Genomic DNA, 19,743 nt, shown 5'->3' with positions numbered 1-19,743 from the left:
TTACAGTAAATGAACTGTTAATAGCGTATACGTATTGCATGTTGTTATCACCTCAACTATAGTATCGGTGATACAATTAAAATTGTACATTCTTATATCATCATTTTTGTACATTCTTAGAGTATCATTTACAATAGGGTTCTTCAAATTAGTACAGGCCTGTTCTATTTCTAATAAGGCACATATATAGGGTTCTTCAAATTAGTACAGACCTGTTCTATTTCTAACAAGGCACATATATAGGGTTCTTCAAATTAGTACAGACCTGTTCTATTTCTAACAAGGCACATATATAGGGTCCTTCAAATTAGTACACGCCTGTTCTATTTCTAACAAGGCACATACATAGGGGCCTACAAATTAGTACACGCCTGTTCTATTCCTAACAAGGCACATATATAGGGTCCTACAAATTAGAACAGGCCTGTTCTAATTCCATAACAGCATATATATAGCTCTAATTCTTTTATATCAAAAGGGACTGCAACTAAAATTCGGTAAAACCGCATTCTGTTACAGCCCCTTTATTAACAATATTACTTTGATTTTTTATACTCTGCTCTAAATCCATCACGAAGTACAGCATAGCGCAACAAATTTCTTATGAAGGATTGTACATTAGGATCTTTCCACTCTAACAAACGAGAGTTATTTAAACGACCAAGATATATTTCATCACCATGAACAAGCTCAGGCGCACGGTCCTTAATATATGCAATAACATCAGCTCTTTTAGCTGCTCCACCTTTACCGCTTGTTAAAGAACCATTGTGTGTAATATCTACTATATTAGTAAGCGGATTATATCTACAAGCCCGATCCAAGTTTAATTGTAAAGAGTGATGTCTCGATTCTTTATTTGTTATAGATACATTTAATTGAGTAGTACCAGTGCGATTACCCCAATGCGGATCATTCTCTGTATGTGCTGTAGCACATATACTAATACCTAGAACTTGGTCTCTATTTAGATAGTCTTTTGCAATAAACATATGAGACCAAACTTGATAATTACCACCTCCACTATTACCAAAATGTGGCATACTTACACGGCAATCTTCGGAAACCTCTATTTTTTCCAAAAACTTACTATTATTAATCTCTGTATAAATAATTAGATTGATCAAGTTAAGAGCAAAGCCTTTTATATATTGAGGCGTATATTCACTAATATCCCCATTCTCTGCAAATGCCTCTTTAAACTCATCTGACATAAGTTCTTCATATCTAAATTCTTCAAACTCTTCTGTCTCAACAATTGAAATTTTACTTTTCAAAAGCTCCTCGAAGGAAGGAATATCCTTAACTTCAAAATATTTCCCTTCATTATAAATATAGACAATAGCCTCTATACCATTAATAAGCATTATATAATCAGCATTAAGTATCTCTCTATATCCGCAAGCCTGCTTGAACACCTCATCACCAAGTACGTTAATATGAGGTGCCTTACACTCTATAATCATTAGTACATCTGTGCACTCATCATCACGATAGACAACAATATCTGCTCTTCCACGTGCGCCTTTTTTAGTATGCGCCATTGATTCTTCCACAAAAATACGATTAATAGGTATCCCTAAGTCCCTTTGCAAGTATACAATTGTTTTTTGGCGAACGCACTCCTCTGGTGTAGCAGCCAATAAAAAGGAACGTATCGGATCATATATACTATCACCAACCCGTCCAAATTTTTCAAGTTTTATATTGTCAAAAATTTCTTCTATATACTTCATTAGTATTATCACTCCATATCAGTAACAATTTATCTCTATTTAATAATTTTAGCTTTGTAGATATTATTTCTTTTTATATTTTTTTCGCACTTCATCTCGTAGAATAGCATAAAGGAACAGGTTTCTTATAAAATTTTGCACATCTGGCTGATTCCATTCCAACAATCGAGAATTATCTATAGAGCCAAGATAAACCTCTTCATCTCGAATTAAATCAGGCGCATTATTTTTTACATAATCAATAACGGTAAATTTACTGATAGAGCCACCTCTACCCGTTGATAAGGTTCCATTATGTGTAATAACAATCTTATTGCTACGATAGTCATACTTACAGTATTTATCCATATCTAATTGTAACGAATGATGTTTTCTTTCTCTATTCATTATAGATACGTTTAATTGTGTATTATATCTACCAAAAAGACTAAGCCCCAGAATTTGATCTTTATTTTTTCTATCCTTTGCAATAAACAAACGAGTCTTAATCTGATAATTATAACCAGCACTATTACCGAATCTAGTCCGACCAATGCCTCTATCCTCAAATACACCTAATAATTCTAGAATAGATTCGTCATCTATAGTTTTAAATAAAATTAGATTTAAAAAATTAAGTACAAAAAATTTAATAGGTTTCGGGGTCTCACATCCAACATATATTTTGGTAAATTTCTTTTGTGTTTCATAGGATATGATTTCCTCATAGGAATATGGTTCAAGTGGAATATTTTCACCAAAAGAGACCTTTGATTCTAAAAGTTCTTTATATGAAGAAATATCTACAAGCTCAAAGTTATTCCCATCTTGGTATTTATACATGATAATTTTATAACCATTAACCAACATAATATAATCTGCTTTAAGAATGTTGCGATATCTTTCGGCCTGTTCTCTCACATCATCACATGATATATCGACCTCAGGCGCTTTACATTCTATTACCACTGGCTACCCCCTACTCGGGGGCCTTTATTTTGCCTATTTTACCGGCTCACCCGTAAATGGGTCGGTATATTCTTTAAAGTTTAATGTATCTTGTGCTATATCTTCTGGTAGTTGATTGCGAATATACTCTTTTATCGCTCCTTCGTATCTTCCCACTGTATCCATATAATATCCTCTACACCAGAAATGTCTATTTCCATACTTATATTTTAAATTTGCGTGTTTATCGAATATCATGTGGCTACTTTTGATTTTTAAATATCCATAAAACTCGATACGCTTAAATGTGGTGGAATAGTTACTAGCATATGAATATGATCCGAACAGCATTCTGCCTCTATAATCTCTACATTCTTTCTATTACATAAATCTCTTAAAATTTTACCTACATCAGCTTTTATCCGACCATAAATTATTTGTCCTCTATACTCTGGTGCAAAAACAATATGATATTTACATCTCCATTTACTATGTGATAAGCTTTTTACGTCATTCATTAACATTGAACCTCCTATATTCAAATGTTGTGGTTGCCAGACCAACTTCATTTTACTACTAGGAGGTTCTTTCCTTTTTTCTAAGGATTTTTTACCGACTCCCAGTTTAACTGGGGGTAGTCATGCCTATTCGGCATACAATAATAAAAAGGTTGACGGAAAAACCATTCAACCTTTTCTAGTTTTAATCTATAGAACTTACAAAAAGAACTAATTTTTCAATTATAAAGTAGACTGATAGTTATATACTGTATGATAAAAAGACCAATAAGCATTATCATCTCTAGGGTATTCTCGTACCCAACCACGAGAATCAACTTTGTAATACAATTCACCAGCAGAATTCACACGGAATCGACATATCGAATAAGGATGTCTCGCATCAAAAACGTCCGTTCTAAATTTAACAACCAACTCCTTACCTTCCCATCGAATAGATTGATCATCAAACCACCAATGTACGCCATGTGGATTAGTATACCCTGCATAACGATCTGCAGCATCAACATTTGTTACAGCACCTATACTCCTAATGCAATTACCATCGTAGCAACTAATAATACTTGTCGTAACAGACTTATAGTCTTCATCTTTTCTCCTCTATAATCAATACAAACAACAAACTTATATAAAACTATTATATATAGATATCTATCGGTTCTCCTAATTCATTTTTCCAAACATTCCAACCATTATTAGCAGAGCCTAAGACAACCCACCCCGCTGTGGAAGGTGAATTACAAATCACATCCTCCATCAAGATATTATTTTCTATTATAGCGGCCTTTCTAGCATCTGGTAACCAATCAGATTTAGTCGGAGCACAGATACTGCCTTCCAAAACAATGAACATTCCCTCTTCAACTTTCATCGTAGCAGTAACAGCACCAAAGTCTTTTTTCGTTTCATTTAAATAATATTCCCCATCCGGAACTTTTTCCCAGTCAACTTTAACAGCTCTCGCTTTTGTAGCTTCTTCAAAAGTTATCTCTTTTGTACTATTGATTGGAAAAATCTGTTTCCCATCAAATGACGATAATAATTGGATAACTAAATCAATATCTAATGCAAAAAGCTCCGCATTTAGCAGTCTACTTTTACTAAAAATATCATCCAACAACTTCTCTTTTTCATCATAGTCTTCTACTTCAATTGCAAATGCTCTTTTCAAACCAACGACATTATTATATCCATGTCGTTCCAAATTATACATTCTCGACTCAAAGTTATCTATTCTAGTTTTACCTATCTTAACGAGTCCCGGTACAACACTAGACATCACATATATAATTCCTCTGGGCATAAAAACACTCCTAGTTTTACTCAAAATAAATACATCCCTTATAGACGATTAAGCTTCTCCCTAATATCATCATGAAGTACTGCATAACAAAATAATTTTCGTACAAATAGTTTTACAATGCCCATTCTCCCCCTTGGCATCTCTTTTTACATGAGCCATAGGCACTTCTACTCTTAACCATTCTATCCAAACACCTAGCTTCTCCTGTAAAAATATTATTGTTTTTTTGAGCTCACTTACTCTTCATTCATCTCCTATATTAAAAAGCAGTGAACCGAATCATAGTAACATATTATCTCCCGTTTATATTCACATAAATTTATTGCTCTAAATATATTCTCTGTATCCCTATTAAAGCCTCACTATAATATCGCCTTTAACATCTTTCACCTTTTTTTCATCAAAGTTATTATAACATACTTCCTATTTTATTGCCTTAAATCCATTTTATATTCAAATTCCTAATTATAGAACATAATAGGTTAATAATTCAGAAGAACTCTATAAACAGTGTATTTTAAATTACTACAGCTCTGAACTAATTTAAAATAGCAAAACCAAAAAAGGACAACACAAATGTGTTGTCCTTTCCCAGTAGGTGATGCCTCCATCACCAAGAGCTCTTAAGAGCCAAACTTAATTAATAATTATAATATCAAAAGTAAACAGTTACGTCAACAAAAAACTACAACTCAAATAAAATATCTCCCATTAATAAGGATTTCCATTCTATGTAGCTAGGACACCCCATTTGATTCAAAATTTTTCCTTTCAACTCATTTCCACGTCTTACTCCCATTCTTTTATTATTTGAATAAAAAAAGCGCTTGAACAACTTTCTTATATCATTTAAAGAATAGAAATAACTTAAAATCTTTAATACGTCAAATAAAGATAATTTTGAGTATTTATAATTTAAATATTTTTGTGGTTCTAACCTAAATGATCGGACAATATTAGAGTTAACTTTATAACGAATCGGTGTATTGAAACGATTAATTAACGAGCCATGCGCACAACAATTTCTTAAATACAATAGAAAATCTAGCATATTCAAAAATTCAGATCGTTTTGAAATTCTTAAATTGAAATCAACTAAAATCTCTTCCATAACATCAATTTTTAAATAATGAAGAAGTCGTAATACTTCACCAAATGATAGGGTTTCGATAGCGACCCATATAGGTACAGCAACATCTGAATAGTAATTATTATCATCATCTCTGTATACCGCTACATCTCTTGGCGCACTATAAGTTGAAGAACTATAAAAATTTTTATCTATATGATCATTATACTTAATTAAATTTGATAAATAAAACGGTTTAAAGAATAGAAAATCATTAAAGCTGAGATAGATTCTTTTATTTTGGTCATTAACAAAGGGATAGTTATTAGAATAAGGACAATAAGTATCACTTAAATCATTATCATCTTGAGGGTCCATATAATTTAGTTTATTTGTATATTGCATTGTATCTGCAAGAGTATTGCAATAACATTCAGCAAAGTGATAAGCAATCGACGTTTTCAAAGCAGACTCTAGCTTATTTAAATAAGAAAATATAATGCGTGAAAGCTTCTTATCAAAATCATATAAAGCTTCAAAATCTGCCAATGTCACAGCATCATATTTTTTAGGTTGTGATTCACATAAAAGTAAATTCTCAAATCCATTGAATAAAGAATAATAATTGAACTTTTTTAAAGTATTTCTCAATTCTTGTTCATTAAATATTAATCCCCGAGACCTTAATTTATTAACCAAACCAGTTCTTGATTCAAATATTTTTATTGCCATCTAAAATCGCTCCTTTGCTAATCTAGAACTATGCAATACTATTATCAACACGTGACACATCTTAACTAAATCAAATTTATTATATAATTTTACATTTCTATCAATAAAAAATAAAGATAAATTTACTTTATTTGTCATCTTCTTTATAAATTTATACAAAACAAAAGCGGATAGCTCATTACGAGCTATCCGCTTAATTTCTTTGGTGATCCAGGAGGGATTCGAACCCCCGACCCACGGCTTAGAAGGCCGTTGCTCTATCCAACTGAGCTACTGAACCATGTGGATTACCTTTATATGTAATTATCTATTATAGTATAAATTATGTAAGATGTATCGTCAACTAATGACGTCATTTTTCGTTCACCCTAAAAAAGGCAAAAAAAAATGGAGCGGGTGAAGGGAATCGAACCCTCGCGACCAGCTTGGAAGGCTGGGGCTCTACCATTGAGCTACACCCGCAAAATAAAAAATGGTCGGAGCAGCAGGATTCGAACCTGCGACCCCCTGGTCCCAAGCCAGGTGCGCTACCAAACTGCGCTATGCCCCGTCATTAATTACTTGCTAATTATAGCAAACCCGGTAGTTGATGTCAACCACTACTTTTGCTGAGTTTTACTCAGTTATGAGTACCTCTCTGCAACGAAAATTATTATATCATCGGACTACTATTCTGACAAGTGTTTTTTTATAACTTCATTAAAAATTTATGATATAAAGCTTTCAGTTTATCCTTATTCATAGATAACCTCCAAAATACTTTTAACCTTATCATATATCTTCATTTTCTTAGCGTAATCGTATAAACGATTTAGATTTCGATTTTTATAACGCATATACCTATGTAAAGTTTTAGAAAATAATTCAGTATCGATCTTATTTCTATTTTTAATGAAATCACATAAGGTCCGTTCTAAATCATAGGTTTTGACAATATTACCATATACCGTTTTACACTCTGTGATACCTAATTCATATATATCTTTCGTAACATAATGTACGAGATTCACGTTGTTAATTCTATGAATATTATACCCTCGATACACAGTTACCTCTAGTGCCGGATAAATATCATCTGTAAATTGATGTAAATACAGGGCTGATGCATATGAAAAAATAGGCACTCCATATTGTTTTTGAAAGAGATAGTATTCATCATAATCACCTTTTGTGCTTAAATAAATACCTCGACTTACACGATTAAGTATCCCCTCATTTACCATTCTAGTTAGGTATATGGAAGGAATATTAAGAGCTTTAATATCACGACTTGAAAGTATACCATTATTTTGTTCTAGTTTTGATTCTATAATTCCTCTATAATCCATATAATATCTCCTATTGTTATTATCGTGCTTACATTTTATAATTTTGTACGCACAAATGCAACATCTATATAAAAAAACATGCACCCCGTAGGGTGCATGTTCAAAATCATATTTCATTTAGTTAAAATTAACCTTCGTAATGACCGTCTTCAACGATTTGAGGGTTTTTGGCGATGCCTTGTTTTACAGCTACTTCAGCAACTGCTTTTGCCACTGCAGGAGCTACGCGAGGGTCGAATACGGATGGCATGATGTTTTCATCATTCAATTCGCTGTCTGGAATCAAGTGTGCCAATGCATCGGCAGCAGCCAATTTCATTTCGTCAGTGATTTTAGATGCACGAACGTCGATAGCACCACGGAAGATACCAGGGAATACAGCTACGTTATTGATTTGGTTAGGTGCATCGGAGCGGCCTGTACCGGCAATGCGAACGCCAGCAGCTTTCATATCAGCGTATGTTGCTTCTGGGTTAGGGTTCGCCATAGCGAATACGATAGCGTCGTCAGCCAAGTTTTCCAAAATTTCTTTTGTGAAAGCACCTGCTGCAGATACGCCAAGAAGGATGTCAGCGCCTTTAGCGTTTTCAGCCAAGTTGCCATGTTTTTCTTCAAGGCCAAGCAGATCAATCAATTCAGTTTGCAAGGAATCAAGGCGTTTGTAATCTTTGTGCAATACGCCAGAGGATACCAATACGGTAATATCACGAGCGCCTGCAAGGTATAACAAACGAGCGATGTTTGCACCAGCTGCACCAGCACCGTTTACTACGATTTTAGCTGTCGCTAAATCTTTTTTAACGAGGCGAAGAGCGCCTTTTACACCAGCTAAACATGCGATTGCTGTACCATGTTGGTCATCATGGAATACAGGGATTTCCAATTCTTCTTTCAAACGATTTTCGATTTCATAGCATTTAGGAGAAGAAATGTCTTCCAAGTTGATGCCAGCAAAGTTCTTTTGCAATAATTTTACAGTGTTGATCAATGTATCAGCATCTTTAGTATCTACTACCAATGGAATGCAGTCTACATCGCCAAATTTTTTGAACAATAAGGATTTACCTTCCATTACAGGCAATGCGGCAGCAGCGCCGATATCGCCAAGGCCGAGTACACGAGTGCCATCGGATACAACGGCAACCATGTTAGAACGGCAAGTTAATTCAAAGGATTCTGCTTCATTGTCTTTAATACGCAAGCATGGTTCTGCTACACCTGGTGTGTAAGCAACGGATAAATCATGAGCGTCTTTTAATTCATATTTAGTTCCTACTGTGAGGAAGCCTTTTAATTCACGTTTTTTTTGTACTGCTAATTCACGTACGTCCATAATAATTCTCCTTTGTGGATGACAACGGACACAATAGTTTCTTGGTATTAATTATTAATACCCCTTACAAATTCATTATACAGAATCAGAAACAATAATACAAGATTTTTCGATATAGTTTTTCGAAAATTTTAGAATTAATCATAAATTCATATTCTTAGCATTAATTACATGTCCACAAATAACTAAGCGTTTTAAACAATCTAGGCTTTCACAGAAGGCAAGTTACGCCCATAGAAAATTTCTGTCATTTCTTGTCGCAATTGGTGTTTAATTTGCTTAATTTCTCGTTCGCTCAATTCCGCTTCGGTAATGCCGAATAAGTAATTATCCAAATCGAAATCCTTGAGCATCATCTTAGTGTGGAAGATATTTTCTTGGTACACGTTCACATCGATCATATTGTACAAATTACGCGTTTTCGCATTAATGTAGTTTTGAATAGAGTTGATACGATGGTCGATGTAGATTTTCTTGCCCGACACGTCGCGCGTAAAGCCACGCACATGATAGTCCAATGTCAAAATATCCGAATCAAAGCTATTAATCAAGTAATTGAGGGCCTTTAGCGGAGAGATTTGACCACATGTGGACACTTCGATATCGGCGCGGAATGTACTAATCCCCTTGTGTGGATGGCTTTCAGGGTACGTATGAACTGTAAGATGGGATTTATCCAAATGCATAACCACATCTTCTTTTTCAATTTCTTCTTCAGAAATCAAAATCGTAACCGATGCCCCTTGTGGGTCGTAATCTTGTTTCGCAATATTTAAAATGTTAGCACCGATAATATGACTCACTTCGGTCAAAATATTCGTCAAACGTTCTGCGTTGTATACTTCATCAATGTATTGAATATACTGCTTTTTTTCTTCCTCTGTACGAGTATAACAAATATCATAAATATTAAAACTCAACGTCTTCGTGAGATTATTAAACCCATATAACTTCATTTTAGGCTTTGCTTTAACTGGTGTATCCATGATATGCCATAACCCTTTCCATGCATAGACTTACTATTTTTTTGTGAAAGTCATACAAAATGTAGCTTTCACACATATACTATATAATATCCTGTTTATACACAAATTCTACATCAAAGGCGCCATCTTCGTAGGTGACGATGGCAAAGGTACCACCCGATCCATCCCGAGGCAATGCAATGCTCCCCGGATTCACAAAAAGGGTATCCCCTATATGTTTAGCCTCGTGAAAATGGCTATGTCCACACACGATGAGTCGCGCCCCCATAGCATTGCCAATATGTATCAATTCTTGTGCTCGTTTACAATATGATACCTCATGACCATGGGTCATGTAAATATAGGTATCTTCTAAGGGAATCAATTGTTCCTTAGGCTCTAAGGGCTGCACGCGGTCATTATTGCCGCGCACGGCATAGACCGGCACATCGGTGCGCGTTTGCATATACCGCGCATCGTCGCCGTAGTCACCTGCGTGTAGCCACATGTCGATATCTTGGTCCACCGTTGCATCTAATGCGAGATCAATGGTGTCCAGATAGCCATGTGTATCACTAATAATACCTATTCGTTTCATTTGTTCACCTTTGCTACCAATTGTTGCAACGCCTTGCCACGATGGCTGATGGTTTCCTTCGTATCGATATCGAGCTCCGCCATGGTTTTACCAAATTGTGGAACAAAGAAATATGGATCATAGCCAAATCCATTGGTACCAACCGGCGTATCTTGAATTTCACCATCACAAGAGGCTTCGGCCGTCACGCTAGCACCGTCCGGATGTACCAAAGCTAAAGCGCATACATAGTGCGCAGTTCTATCCGATTTACCTTGTAATTCGCGAATTAATTTTTCATTATTTGCTTCATCATCACCATGAACGCCTGCATAGCGTGCGGAGTATACGCCAGGTGCCCCATCAAGAGCATCGACAGTGAGCCCCGAATCATCAGCTAAGCACGGCAATCCTGTTTTTTCGCTATAGTATTTCGCTTTGAGGATGGCATTTTCCATAAAGGTTGTACCCGTTTCCTCTGGTTCCGGAACGTCCACTATGTCTTTCACAGGCACACAGGTAATGTTCATATGAGAAAAGGCCCGTTCAAATTCACGTATTTTCCCCTTATTGCCCGTTGCTAATACAATACGTTCCATATCATTGTTCTCCTTCAGCGGTTTGAGCAGGTGCATCAGGATACACCTTGCCAATTTTGTCCGCTACAGAGCCGAGTACATTGCGTTGCACAGCCATCAATTCGTCAGTAGCAGATTCTGCAAGGTCTAATAATTGGTTAAGTTCTTCGCGGCTAAATGTGCCATGTTCACCCGTACCTTGTACCTCGATAAGATTGCCCGCACCGGTGCGCACCACGTTCATGTCCACTACGGCAGCGCTATCCTCTTCATAGCAAAGGTCTGTAATAGGACCTTCTGGGCCAATACCGACGGAAATAGCGGCACAGAAATCGGTAATAGGGAATTTACCAAAGCCGCCAAATGTATAATCGATGGCATCCACAAGGGCTACAAAGGCACCTGTAATGGACGCCGTACGCGTACCGCCATCGGCTTGGATAACATCACAGTCTACGGTGATGGAGCGCTCGCCTAAAGCCTTTAAGTCTACAACAGCGCGCAATGCACGACCGATTAAGCGTTGAATTTCAACGGTACGGCCCGTTTGTTTACCTCGAGCGGCCTCACGACTTACCCGTGTTTTTGTAGAACGTGGCAACAAGGAATACTCTGCAGTCACCCAGCCTTGACCGGAACCTTTTAGCCAGCGCGGTACATTTTCCTCGGTAGTAGCTGTACAAATGACCTTTGTTTTACCACATTCAATGAGTACAGAACCTTCTGCATATTCTGTAAAATGTCTCGTTATTTTAATCGGTCTCAATTGACCTGCTGTTCTATTATCACTGCGCATAACAACGCCCCCTTTATGTCTAGTATATCATGAACAATGGTGCCCATTCGACAGGCTAAATTTCAACTTGTCCCTGCCCCATAGGGTCCACCACTACATAGCGGTTGAGACCACTCTGTTCTTTCATGCGACGTGCTTCTGTGAAAGCCTCTTCGCGCGTAGCATCATCGGCCTGCCATGGAATAAACATAGCGTACACACTTTGCTTTGCATACGGTCCATAATTACCATAGGATTCGATGCTATGCCAACCAATTTTATCAGGATAGAGGCGCACTGTTTCACGACGCTCTTCTTGTACACCAGATTCGTCGTAATACACAGAATAATCACGGACCCACCTATCCTTATGGCCGATGAGTTCATCTCGTGCTATTTCCTCACGACGTGCCCATTGGTCCTTCCATTTCAAAATAAGATCATCAATATATCTCGTTACATCAGCCGACTGATGTTGTTCTACATAGTTGGGCTCGATAACGCAACTGTAATCTAACCCGGCCATCGATAAAATGATACCCGTATTTACATAAGGCAAAGCCTCTTGTACGGAATAACCACCTTCTAGAACCGCTATATCCGCCTGCAATAAATCAACTAGTTCTGCGTAGCCCTTAGCGGTCACATTCATATTGGCTAATGGGTCCGAGAAATGGTTGTCCTGACCTGCTGAATTGATGACGATATCCGGTTTAAATTCATGTAGAATCGGCAATACGAGTTCGCGCATCACCTTTAATAAACCTTCATCACCCGTGCCAGGAGGTAGTGGAATATCTATGTTAGCGCCAATGGCTTGAGGGCCTCCAAATTCATCCATAAATCCGGTACCCGGATATAAGGTCCGTCCATCTTGGTGAAAGCTTATATACAAGGTATCCGGATCGTGATAGAACACATCTTGTGAGCCATCACCATGATGTACATCTGTATCGACGATGGCCACCCGTTTCACACCATAGGTTTTGCGTATGTGTTGGACCATGACGGCCTCGATATTGATGGTACAGAATCCACGGATGCCATGAACCATAGCCATCGCATGATGCCCTGGTGGTCTAACGAGGGCAAAGGCCCTATCCACCTCTCCGCGTAGCACCGCATCAGCTGCTGCAATGGCACCACCAGCCGATACGCGATGCGCATCGGTTACCCACGATTGTAAATCAGGGGCCCCAACGTGAACTCGTTCTATTACATCCCAGTCCGCTACGATAGGATTATATTCTCTAATATTCGGTACATCCAATAAGCCTTCTTCCACGATTTGATCCCGCGTATAGAGCAACCGTTCTTGTCGTTCTGGATGAGTAGCAGAAATTTTCCAATCAAAGGCAGGGAAAAATACGAGGCCTAATGAAGGATGTTCTATTGTGCTAGCCGACACGATTCCATTTCGCACACGATAACTGTCCTTATGATTCCACATAGCCGCTCACCCCCGCTTTCAGTTGTACTTTCACAGTAATAATGCGTTCCATAGATTGCCATCCATCGACAACAGGGAAATCTTCAACGCTTATCGTTTCTACATCAGGTATTACGCCTGCTGCTACAAGGCCTTGTTCTTGAGCAGCTTCACATAATAATCGATATGCCACCTCTTCCACAGCGTTAGCAGAACGCAAAGAGCTACTTTTATCTTGAATGCCCAATTCTGGCACTACCATGGTACGCCGTTTTGTATCGACGTGAACCGTAATCGCCATCGTATGGTTAGCCACACCAGCACCGATGGCATTAGCTACGTCCGCATCGGCTGGAATATGAACAGGCAATCCTAGTTGGTCCCCAATAATAGGGCCCAAACTAGCCGCCGTGCCACCGACGATAACAAGCTGGGCCGGCACAAATGGATCAGGATGCACAATATCGGCCACTACATAGATAGGTCGTTTATTTTCCTTCGCCACGACCGTATCAATCCCTTGCTTTACAACACGGATGGCTTCATCTACGATGCGTTGAGCCATAGTGTTAGCATCGATAGTCGTATCAATTTGTGCTATCGCTTCATATGCCTGTTGTTCATCGCCATAATGAGCTTTACCAAGCACGATGAGGGCATCCCCTAATGTAGGGATAGTGCCCCCCAATGCAACAGATGGGCCAATCCGTTCAGGGCCTACCATAAGTGTTCCATCTTCATAGCGTACCGCCGATTCACCGCCAATGCCCACCGAGGTAACCGCAAAGGAACGTACAGCACTTGGATATTCACGAATGGATACGCCCTCCTTTGTCATCAGTGGTTTGCCCTGTTTCCACAAGGAAATATCCGTTGTAGTCCCACCAATATCAAGGGCCACCGTATGGGCGTCTTTAGTGCTGCGCAATGCTTCCAAGCCAAGTACCGTTGCAGCTGGTCCGGTAAATACGGTTTCTACAGGAATGGATTCCACCGTCTCTATCGGTAGCGAACCACCGTCAGCTTTCAAAATATATACAGGTGCCGTAATGTGAAAGGTATCTAATGCGTGGTAAACAGCGTTCTTAAATTCCTTAAATACAGAGGCCACGGCGCTATTAAAATAGGCACTGATGGTGCGACGTGGAAAATTAAGATTGCCACTTAACGCACTGCCTGTAGAAATCGTATGATATGTGTCAGCTAGAGCCTGAGCAACATCGATTTCTTCCTTTGGATTGCGAACGCCAAATTTTGCGGATACAGCAGCCAAATCGGTACCACTCTTAGCTTGCACCATGTTCGCTAGTTGATAAGTCCCCTCTACATCCGTACGTTCCACCACGATGCCACGATGGTCCGTATACCCTTTAAGATACACAGGTCTTACAGGGAATATATCATCTACATTGCGCCCTGGCCCCGCTACTACATAGAGATCTACAGGCTGTTCTTTATGCTCCACAATTGTATTTGTCACTACCGTAGTGGATAACGTTACCTGTTCTATTTGTGCAGGGTCCGCACCACGCATCACCGCACCTAAGGCATCCGTTATGCCATTCATGAGATTCTCCTTCGTGGTTCGCCGCTTCGCCGATGAAACGATGGTACCTCCATCTATAATAACGGCATCCGTAAAGGTGCCGCCTACATCTATGCCTAATAACATATATCCTCCTTTAAACAGAAAAGAGACCGCCGGAGCAGTCTCTTTTGTTAATCTCTAGACTTACCAGTTCTGCACCGGAAACATCGAGAATCTTTTATTTTGCTCCCGAAACGGAAGCGTAGTTTTTAATAATAACGATTGGTGTCATTTGGCTATCATTACCAAATGGATTATCAATCAACAATTTAGCGATTTTCTTCGCATCAATACCGCGACTTGTACCGAGAATTGCAGAGCGTTTCAAGTCGTTTACGTCTGCTACAACAGCGCCATAGCAACCTGTGCGTTGAACGATTTTTTCAGCCACCTTATCTGGATCTTTTGGACCAAATACGATGTGTTTATCGAATGGAGGCATTGTACCTGTTACGTCATCGGTTAAGGATGCAGCACGGGCGATAGCGTAAAACACGCCTGGTTTGCGGAAAATTTTAGCAATAGCGCCTAAGAAGAAAGCACCTAATACCTTCCATTTACCATCTAAGTTCATAGCAGATTGCATACCATAAATAGAAGCCATGGAACCATCTGGATGGATAAAGCGATTGATCATACGCGCTTGCCAACATACATTGAGTTCTTCAGGACGTGTAAAGCGACCTTGTGTAATAGCCACAACGGATTCTGCTACACATACGATGTCTTCTGGTCCAATATTGTGACCACCAAATTCAACGATAGCATCAACGATGTCATCATTATCTGTAAGAATACGTGTAGGAACACATACTAATTCTAATTCTGCCATTGTTATGCCTCCTTAGTGAACCAATGCTGCTTGTACTTCTTCTGCAGTCAAACGAATACGTTGTTTATCGATATGGTAATCGGTACGACCTACGATTTGGTAATAAATGTCGATATCCATATAAGGGAATCCCTTAATATCTTCGCGGATATTACCATTTCTACCAGTTAAGGTAACATAAATACGGATTGTACCACCCTTGCGAGGCTTGATGATGATAGCTTCAAAGTAACCATCGTGGCGTGGACGATCGATATCCATAGCCCAAGCGTCTACTTTCACACCATCAAAATGTTCTTCTGGAAGCAAAGGACGTGGAAATAAATCCATGATTGTACCAAGTTGACGGCCTTTGTTTACAAATGGCACATCGCAGAACAATGTCATGGAGCTCATATTCATATCTGCCAATTGAAAGCTTGTTTTCCGCTTTGGCAACAAAATAACGCGTTCATTACCTTGTTTTAATACGAATAGACGGAATAATAAGTACAAAATAGCTACAATAACTGCAATGGCAACTATCACATTTATTATGTCATAAAACCACATGTGAATTCTCCTTTATAGTGTAATCAATTCCACCGAAAAATCATCAGTATCTAAGAATTGGGCGCCCAAATCAGCCCCTAGGGCAATATCCTTTGTGAAATACAAGGTGCTACGGCCCTTCTCGGTAGATGGATTATGCAAATGATTGCTGTCCATCGTACGTCGTACTAGATCACTAGTCTCATAAGCCGGGTCGATATATCGGATGCGGTCACCTGATAACTCCTGCAGGACAGGGCTAACAAATGGGAAATGAGTACATCCCAATACGACAACATCGATATCCCGTTCTAGCATAGGTGCTAAGTACTCCTTAGCAGCTTTACGAACAGCGTCATCATGCAAATGACCTTGTTCAATTAAGCCGGCTAGTTCTGGGCATGGTTGTTCCCATACAAAAACCTCATGGTCGATGTCCATAGCCACATATTTATGAATATGACTATTAACGGTCGCCACCGTCGCCATGATACCGATGGTATTACTATTGCTTTCACGAATAGCAGTTTTAACACCTTGCGATACACCGATAACCGGCACATTGACGCGACTGCGCACCTCATCGAGGGCCACTACGGTGAAAGTATTGCAAGCGATAACCATCAATTTTACAGGTACTTGATGTAATGTTTCGGCAATACGGCAAGCGATTTCTGTAATCTCCTCGGTTGGACGATTGCCAACGGGATTATTAGCATTATCCCCTATATAGATGAAGTTTTCATTGGGAAATTGTTCCTGTAGAACTTTCAAAACGGATAGACCACCCACACCTGAGTCAAAGACGCCGATAGGCAGTCGTTGTGTATCTATATTAGTCATGAGGCATCTCCTCAACAGCATTTAGAATAGGTTGATAAAAGCGATCCTCTAATCGTACGATTTTCCCAGACGATTTAGACATAAAGGCATTCTTAGTCTCACCCGTCGCCAATAGAGCACCATCGCTAGCGCGGCGCATGCGGTATTTAAATACCATCTGAGCACGGGTCATTTTGACTAAATAGGTTTCTATATTAATCGTGTCATCGAACCGAGCAGGTTCCTTATAGTTACACGATACATTCATAATTGGAAATACTATATCCTCGTCCATCATATCCCACAAGGTGACCCCGATGTGACGAAGGAATTCAATACGCGCCATTTCAAACCACCGAAAATGATTGCTATGATGAGCAATTCCCATCATATCGGTTTCATAGAAACGGACGTTAATTGTCGCTGTATACATTTATTCATCCTTCTTATTACAATACAAATTTAATTGTATATCTATTAACAAAGGGTGTCAAATAAACAAAGGCAGTCCAACCAATAACAATGATTAAACTGCCTTTTTATATACTTGTTAGTTGCCAAAAGGGAATAGCTTTTTCGCTTGTTCTTCATGGGATGTTTTGATATAGCGGTTGGCGATTTTGAAAGCAATGCCAAGAACTGCTACATCATCTACCCAGCCAAGGCCCGCAATCGTATCAGGAATGATATCGATTGGTAGGACGAGATACCCTAAGGCGCCGGCTAAAATAGCCTTTACATATTTTGGTGTATCTTGATCGCGCAAGCAAAAGAATAACACCACTGCTTTTTGTACAAAGGCAAGTTTTTTACCATAGCGAGTGGCAAACGCCAAGAATCGAGACTCACTAAAATACTTGCCATATTTGATGATCTTTAATGGATTCATACCAATCCTTCTAACTATTTACGAAAACCGTTAATTGTGGATTTTGTCGTTTCTTTTACTGTTTCAACAGCTTGGAACGCAGTATCTTTTGCATTTTCCACAGCTTGAGCTGCTGTAGTTTTTGCGTTTTCCACAGCCACTTGAGTAGTTGCTTTCGCTACTTCTACGCCACCTTTAGCCAATTCTTTTGCAGTATCCAATGTTTCTTTTGCTACATCGATTTTTTCTTTTGCCGCATCAGTTACCTTTGCTACTGCTTCTGCTGCATTATCATGCAATTGGTATTTCGTTTCCGTATTCCATTTTTCAATAGCAGGTGCTACTTTTTCAGAATATACTTGTTCTAATTGTTCTTTTGCAAGACCTGTTTCATTGGCAATACCAGCCCATACATCGCGTTGGCCTTGAGTGAACGGAATGCTTGCTGCTGCATCGCGAGCGATTTCGCCAGCAATGGCTTTACCATTTTCATAGAACTCAGCAATCATAGGTTTGTAGCGTTCGATGTCGGATGGCATACCATCTTCAATCCAAATATGAGCTACCTTACCAATAGCATAGGTCAAACCAACAGCTACCGGTACACGTACTGCTTTAAAAGGTACGAGCAAGGAAATAGCAGCTGTAGCAATAGCAGTGCTCAAGCCACCTACTAAACCTACAACAGCACCTGTTTGTAATTCAACATCATATAAATGAGCAATGCGAGTTACCATGTATGTAGCATTTGTGCATAGTGCAACATTGCTGAATTTTGGAGACAAAGCCAATACGGCAGCACGGCCTGCACCCCAGAAAATAAATTGTTCAACTTGATAATTTAAATCTTGACCACCATCGCTAAGCGGTTCAATTCTAACGCCATTATATTCTGCCATAATCGTTCTCCTTTTTCTCCGGATTCCACTTGTGAATGTATGTATCGTTCATTAGTATTATTATACCATTCTCAATGTAGAATTGAAATGAATAATATATATTTTACCCTGTATAAACTGTCTTATTATGACTATTAGTAATAGATAACACTCTATTCACTACCAACTCGTAAGACCTCCATCAATCGTCCACGCAGCACCTGTTACAAAGGATGCTTTTGAACTAATTAAAAAAGCGATAACTTCGCCAATTTCGTGAGGTTTTGCAATACGTCCTAATGGATAATGTTGGCCCATCTCCTCTTTTGCTTGCTCCGCATCTTGATGAGATTGAGCGATTTGCTTATCTACAAGGGATGTATCTACATCTCCAGGGCACACGCAGTTAACGCGTACCTCATGGGGCGCCATCTCAAGGGACAGTGATTTTGTAAAGCTTACGATAGCACCTTTTGACGCACCATATACTGAGCAGGCTACATTGCCCTGTAGGCCCGCATCACTAGATACGGTAACAATACTGCCCTTTACTTGACGTAAATAAGGCAATGCTGCTTGGCACAAGAATACAGTTCCTTTTACATTTGTACCAAACATTTCATCAAAGGCCGATTCAGATACATCGGCTAGTAGCTCTTCTTCATAATATCCAGCCGCCGTTACAAGAGCTGAAATACTACCAAAGAAATCTACCGTTTCTTTTACGATGCGCTGACAATCGCTCACACTAGATACGTCGCCTTTCACATAGCGCACCTTCGAAGAATAGCGGCGCAATTTCATCTTTGCCCTTTGTCCCGCTTGTTCATCGCGGCCATTGATAACGACGCACCAACCTTCTTGCAATAATAGCTTAGCTGTGGCAAATCCAATCCCCGATGTACCACCGCTGATCAATGCCACTTGAACATCAGTTTTATGAGGCATACTCAC

The 19,743-nt window shown here is 39.1% G+C and carries 19 protein-coding genes, 3 tRNA genes and 1 pseudogene; all 23 read right to left on the bottom strand.

Annotated features, from left to right (window positions below):
* Positions 1-536: 536 nt before the first annotated feature.
* Entirely contained in the window at positions 537-1,736 is a 1,200-nt protein-coding gene (locus VAHSUH02_RS02670) for a type I restriction enzyme HsdR N-terminal domain-containing protein (protein ID WP_005383179.1), read from the bottom strand.
* A 63-nt stretch (positions 1,737-1,799) separates the two neighbouring features.
* Positions 1,800-2,684 carry a type I restriction enzyme HsdR N-terminal domain-containing protein gene (locus VAHSUH02_RS02665; RefSeq protein ID WP_005383181.1) on the bottom strand — a complete coding sequence of 295 codons (885 nt, stop codon included), beginning with the start codon at positions 2,682-2,684 and terminating at the stop codon, positions 1,800-1,802.
* 33 nt (positions 2,685-2,717) lie between these two features.
* Positions 2,718-3,181, bottom strand: a pseudogene (gene tnpA, locus VAHSUH02_RS02660) (IS200/IS605 family transposase).
* 637 nt (positions 3,182-3,818) lie between these two features.
* Positions 3,819-4,484: a DUF4357 domain-containing protein gene (locus tag VAHSUH02_RS02655; RefSeq protein WP_005383150.1), complete on the bottom strand. Its 666-nt coding sequence runs from the start codon at positions 4,482-4,484 to the stop codon at positions 3,819-3,821.
* Between the two features lie 685 nt (positions 4,485-5,169).
* Positions 5,170-6,285, bottom strand: coding sequence for an Abi family protein (locus VAHSUH02_RS02650; protein WP_005383151.1), 1,116 nt, complete (start codon positions 6,283-6,285; stop codon positions 5,170-5,172).
* Between the two features lie 203 nt (positions 6,286-6,488).
* Positions 6,489-6,565: transfer RNA gene (locus VAHSUH02_RS02645), tRNA-Arg, on the bottom strand.
* Positions 6,566-6,673: 108 nt separating this feature from the next.
* Positions 6,674-6,747, bottom strand: a tRNA-Gly gene (locus VAHSUH02_RS02640).
* A gap of 11 nt (positions 6,748-6,758) precedes the next feature.
* A tRNA-Pro gene (locus VAHSUH02_RS02635) sits at positions 6,759-6,835 on the bottom strand.
* Between the two features lie 184 nt (positions 6,836-7,019).
* Complete coding sequence (locus VAHSUH02_RS02630; RefSeq protein WP_005383153.1) at positions 7,020-7,613, bottom strand: type IV toxin-antitoxin system AbiEi family antitoxin domain-containing protein; 594 nt, start codon at positions 7,611-7,613, stop codon at positions 7,020-7,022.
* Between the two features lie 127 nt (positions 7,614-7,740).
* Positions 7,741-8,946 carry an NAD(P)-dependent malic enzyme gene (locus VAHSUH02_RS02625; protein WP_005380274.1) on the bottom strand — a complete coding sequence of 402 codons (1,206 nt, stop codon included), beginning with the start codon at positions 8,944-8,946 and terminating at the stop codon, positions 7,741-7,743.
* Positions 8,947-9,149: 203 nt separating this feature from the next.
* A complete protein-coding gene (speD, locus tag VAHSUH02_RS02620) occupies positions 9,150-9,932 on the bottom strand; it encodes an adenosylmethionine decarboxylase (RefSeq protein ID WP_005377253.1) in 783 nt (260 codons plus the stop codon).
* A 79-nt stretch (positions 9,933-10,011) separates the two neighbouring features.
* Entirely contained in the window at positions 10,012-10,509 is a 498-nt protein-coding gene (locus VAHSUH02_RS02615; RefSeq protein ID WP_005383156.1) for a metallophosphoesterase family protein, read from the bottom strand.
* A complete protein-coding gene (locus VAHSUH02_RS02610; protein WP_005383157.1) occupies positions 10,506-11,087 on the bottom strand; it encodes an XTP/dITP diphosphatase in 582 nt (193 codons plus the stop codon). Before VAHSUH02_RS02610 ends, VAHSUH02_RS02615 begins: the two co-directional genes overlap by 4 nt.
* A 1-nt stretch (position 11,088) precedes the next feature.
* The gene (gene rph, locus VAHSUH02_RS02605; protein ID WP_005383159.1) at positions 11,089-11,862 is read right to left on the bottom strand and encodes a ribonuclease PH; all 774 of its coding nucleotides are present in this window, start codon (positions 11,860-11,862) and stop codon (positions 11,089-11,091) included.
* A 55-nt stretch (positions 11,863-11,917) separates the two neighbouring features.
* Positions 11,918-13,291 carry a histone deacetylase family protein gene (locus VAHSUH02_RS02600; protein WP_005383160.1) on the bottom strand — a complete coding sequence of 458 codons (1,374 nt, stop codon included), beginning with the start codon at positions 13,289-13,291 and terminating at the stop codon, positions 11,918-11,920.
* On the bottom strand, positions 13,278-14,942 hold the full coding sequence (locus VAHSUH02_RS02595) for a hydantoinase/oxoprolinase family protein (RefSeq protein WP_005383162.1): 1,665 nt from the start codon (positions 14,940-14,942) through the stop codon (positions 13,278-13,280). Before VAHSUH02_RS02595 ends, VAHSUH02_RS02600 begins: the two co-directional genes overlap by 14 nt.
* 94 nt (positions 14,943-15,036) lie before the next feature.
* Entirely contained in the window at positions 15,037-15,690 is a 654-nt protein-coding gene (locus tag VAHSUH02_RS02590) for a coenzyme F420-0:L-glutamate ligase (RefSeq protein WP_005377243.1), read from the bottom strand.
* Positions 15,691-15,702: 12 nt separating this feature from the next.
* Positions 15,703-16,242, bottom strand: coding sequence for a hypothetical protein (locus VAHSUH02_RS02585; protein ID WP_005383163.1), 540 nt, complete (start codon positions 16,240-16,242; stop codon positions 15,703-15,705).
* Positions 16,243-16,254: 12 nt separating this feature from the next.
* Positions 16,255-17,064, bottom strand: coding sequence for a glutamate racemase (murI, locus tag VAHSUH02_RS02580; RefSeq protein ID WP_005380166.1), 810 nt, complete (start codon positions 17,062-17,064; stop codon positions 16,255-16,257).
* A complete protein-coding gene (locus tag VAHSUH02_RS02575) occupies positions 17,057-17,476 on the bottom strand; it encodes an acyl-CoA thioesterase (RefSeq protein ID WP_005377257.1) in 420 nt (139 codons plus the stop codon). The genes murI and VAHSUH02_RS02575 overlap by 8 nt, the downstream gene beginning before the upstream one ends.
* A 117-nt stretch (positions 17,477-17,593) precedes the next feature.
* Complete coding sequence (locus VAHSUH02_RS02570) at positions 17,594-17,932, bottom strand: YkvA family protein (RefSeq protein WP_005377221.1); 339 nt, start codon at positions 17,930-17,932, stop codon at positions 17,594-17,596.
* A gap of 14 nt (positions 17,933-17,946) precedes the next feature.
* Complete coding sequence (locus VAHSUH02_RS02565) at positions 17,947-18,810, bottom strand: hypothetical protein (RefSeq protein ID WP_005377225.1); 864 nt, start codon at positions 18,808-18,810, stop codon at positions 17,947-17,949.
* A 159-nt stretch (positions 18,811-18,969) separates the two neighbouring features.
* Positions 18,970-19,737, bottom strand: a complete 768-nt coding sequence (locus VAHSUH02_RS02560; protein WP_005383165.1) for an SDR family NAD(P)-dependent oxidoreductase — start codon at positions 19,735-19,737, stop codon at positions 18,970-18,972.
* Positions 19,738-19,743: the final 6 nt, after the last annotated feature.

Source organism: Veillonella atypica KON, assembly GCF_002959915.1.
GTDB classification, from domain to species: Bacteria; Bacillota; Negativicutes; order Veillonellales; family Veillonellaceae; genus Veillonella; species Veillonella atypica.
This window is presented reverse-complemented; position numbering and strand designations above follow the sequence as displayed.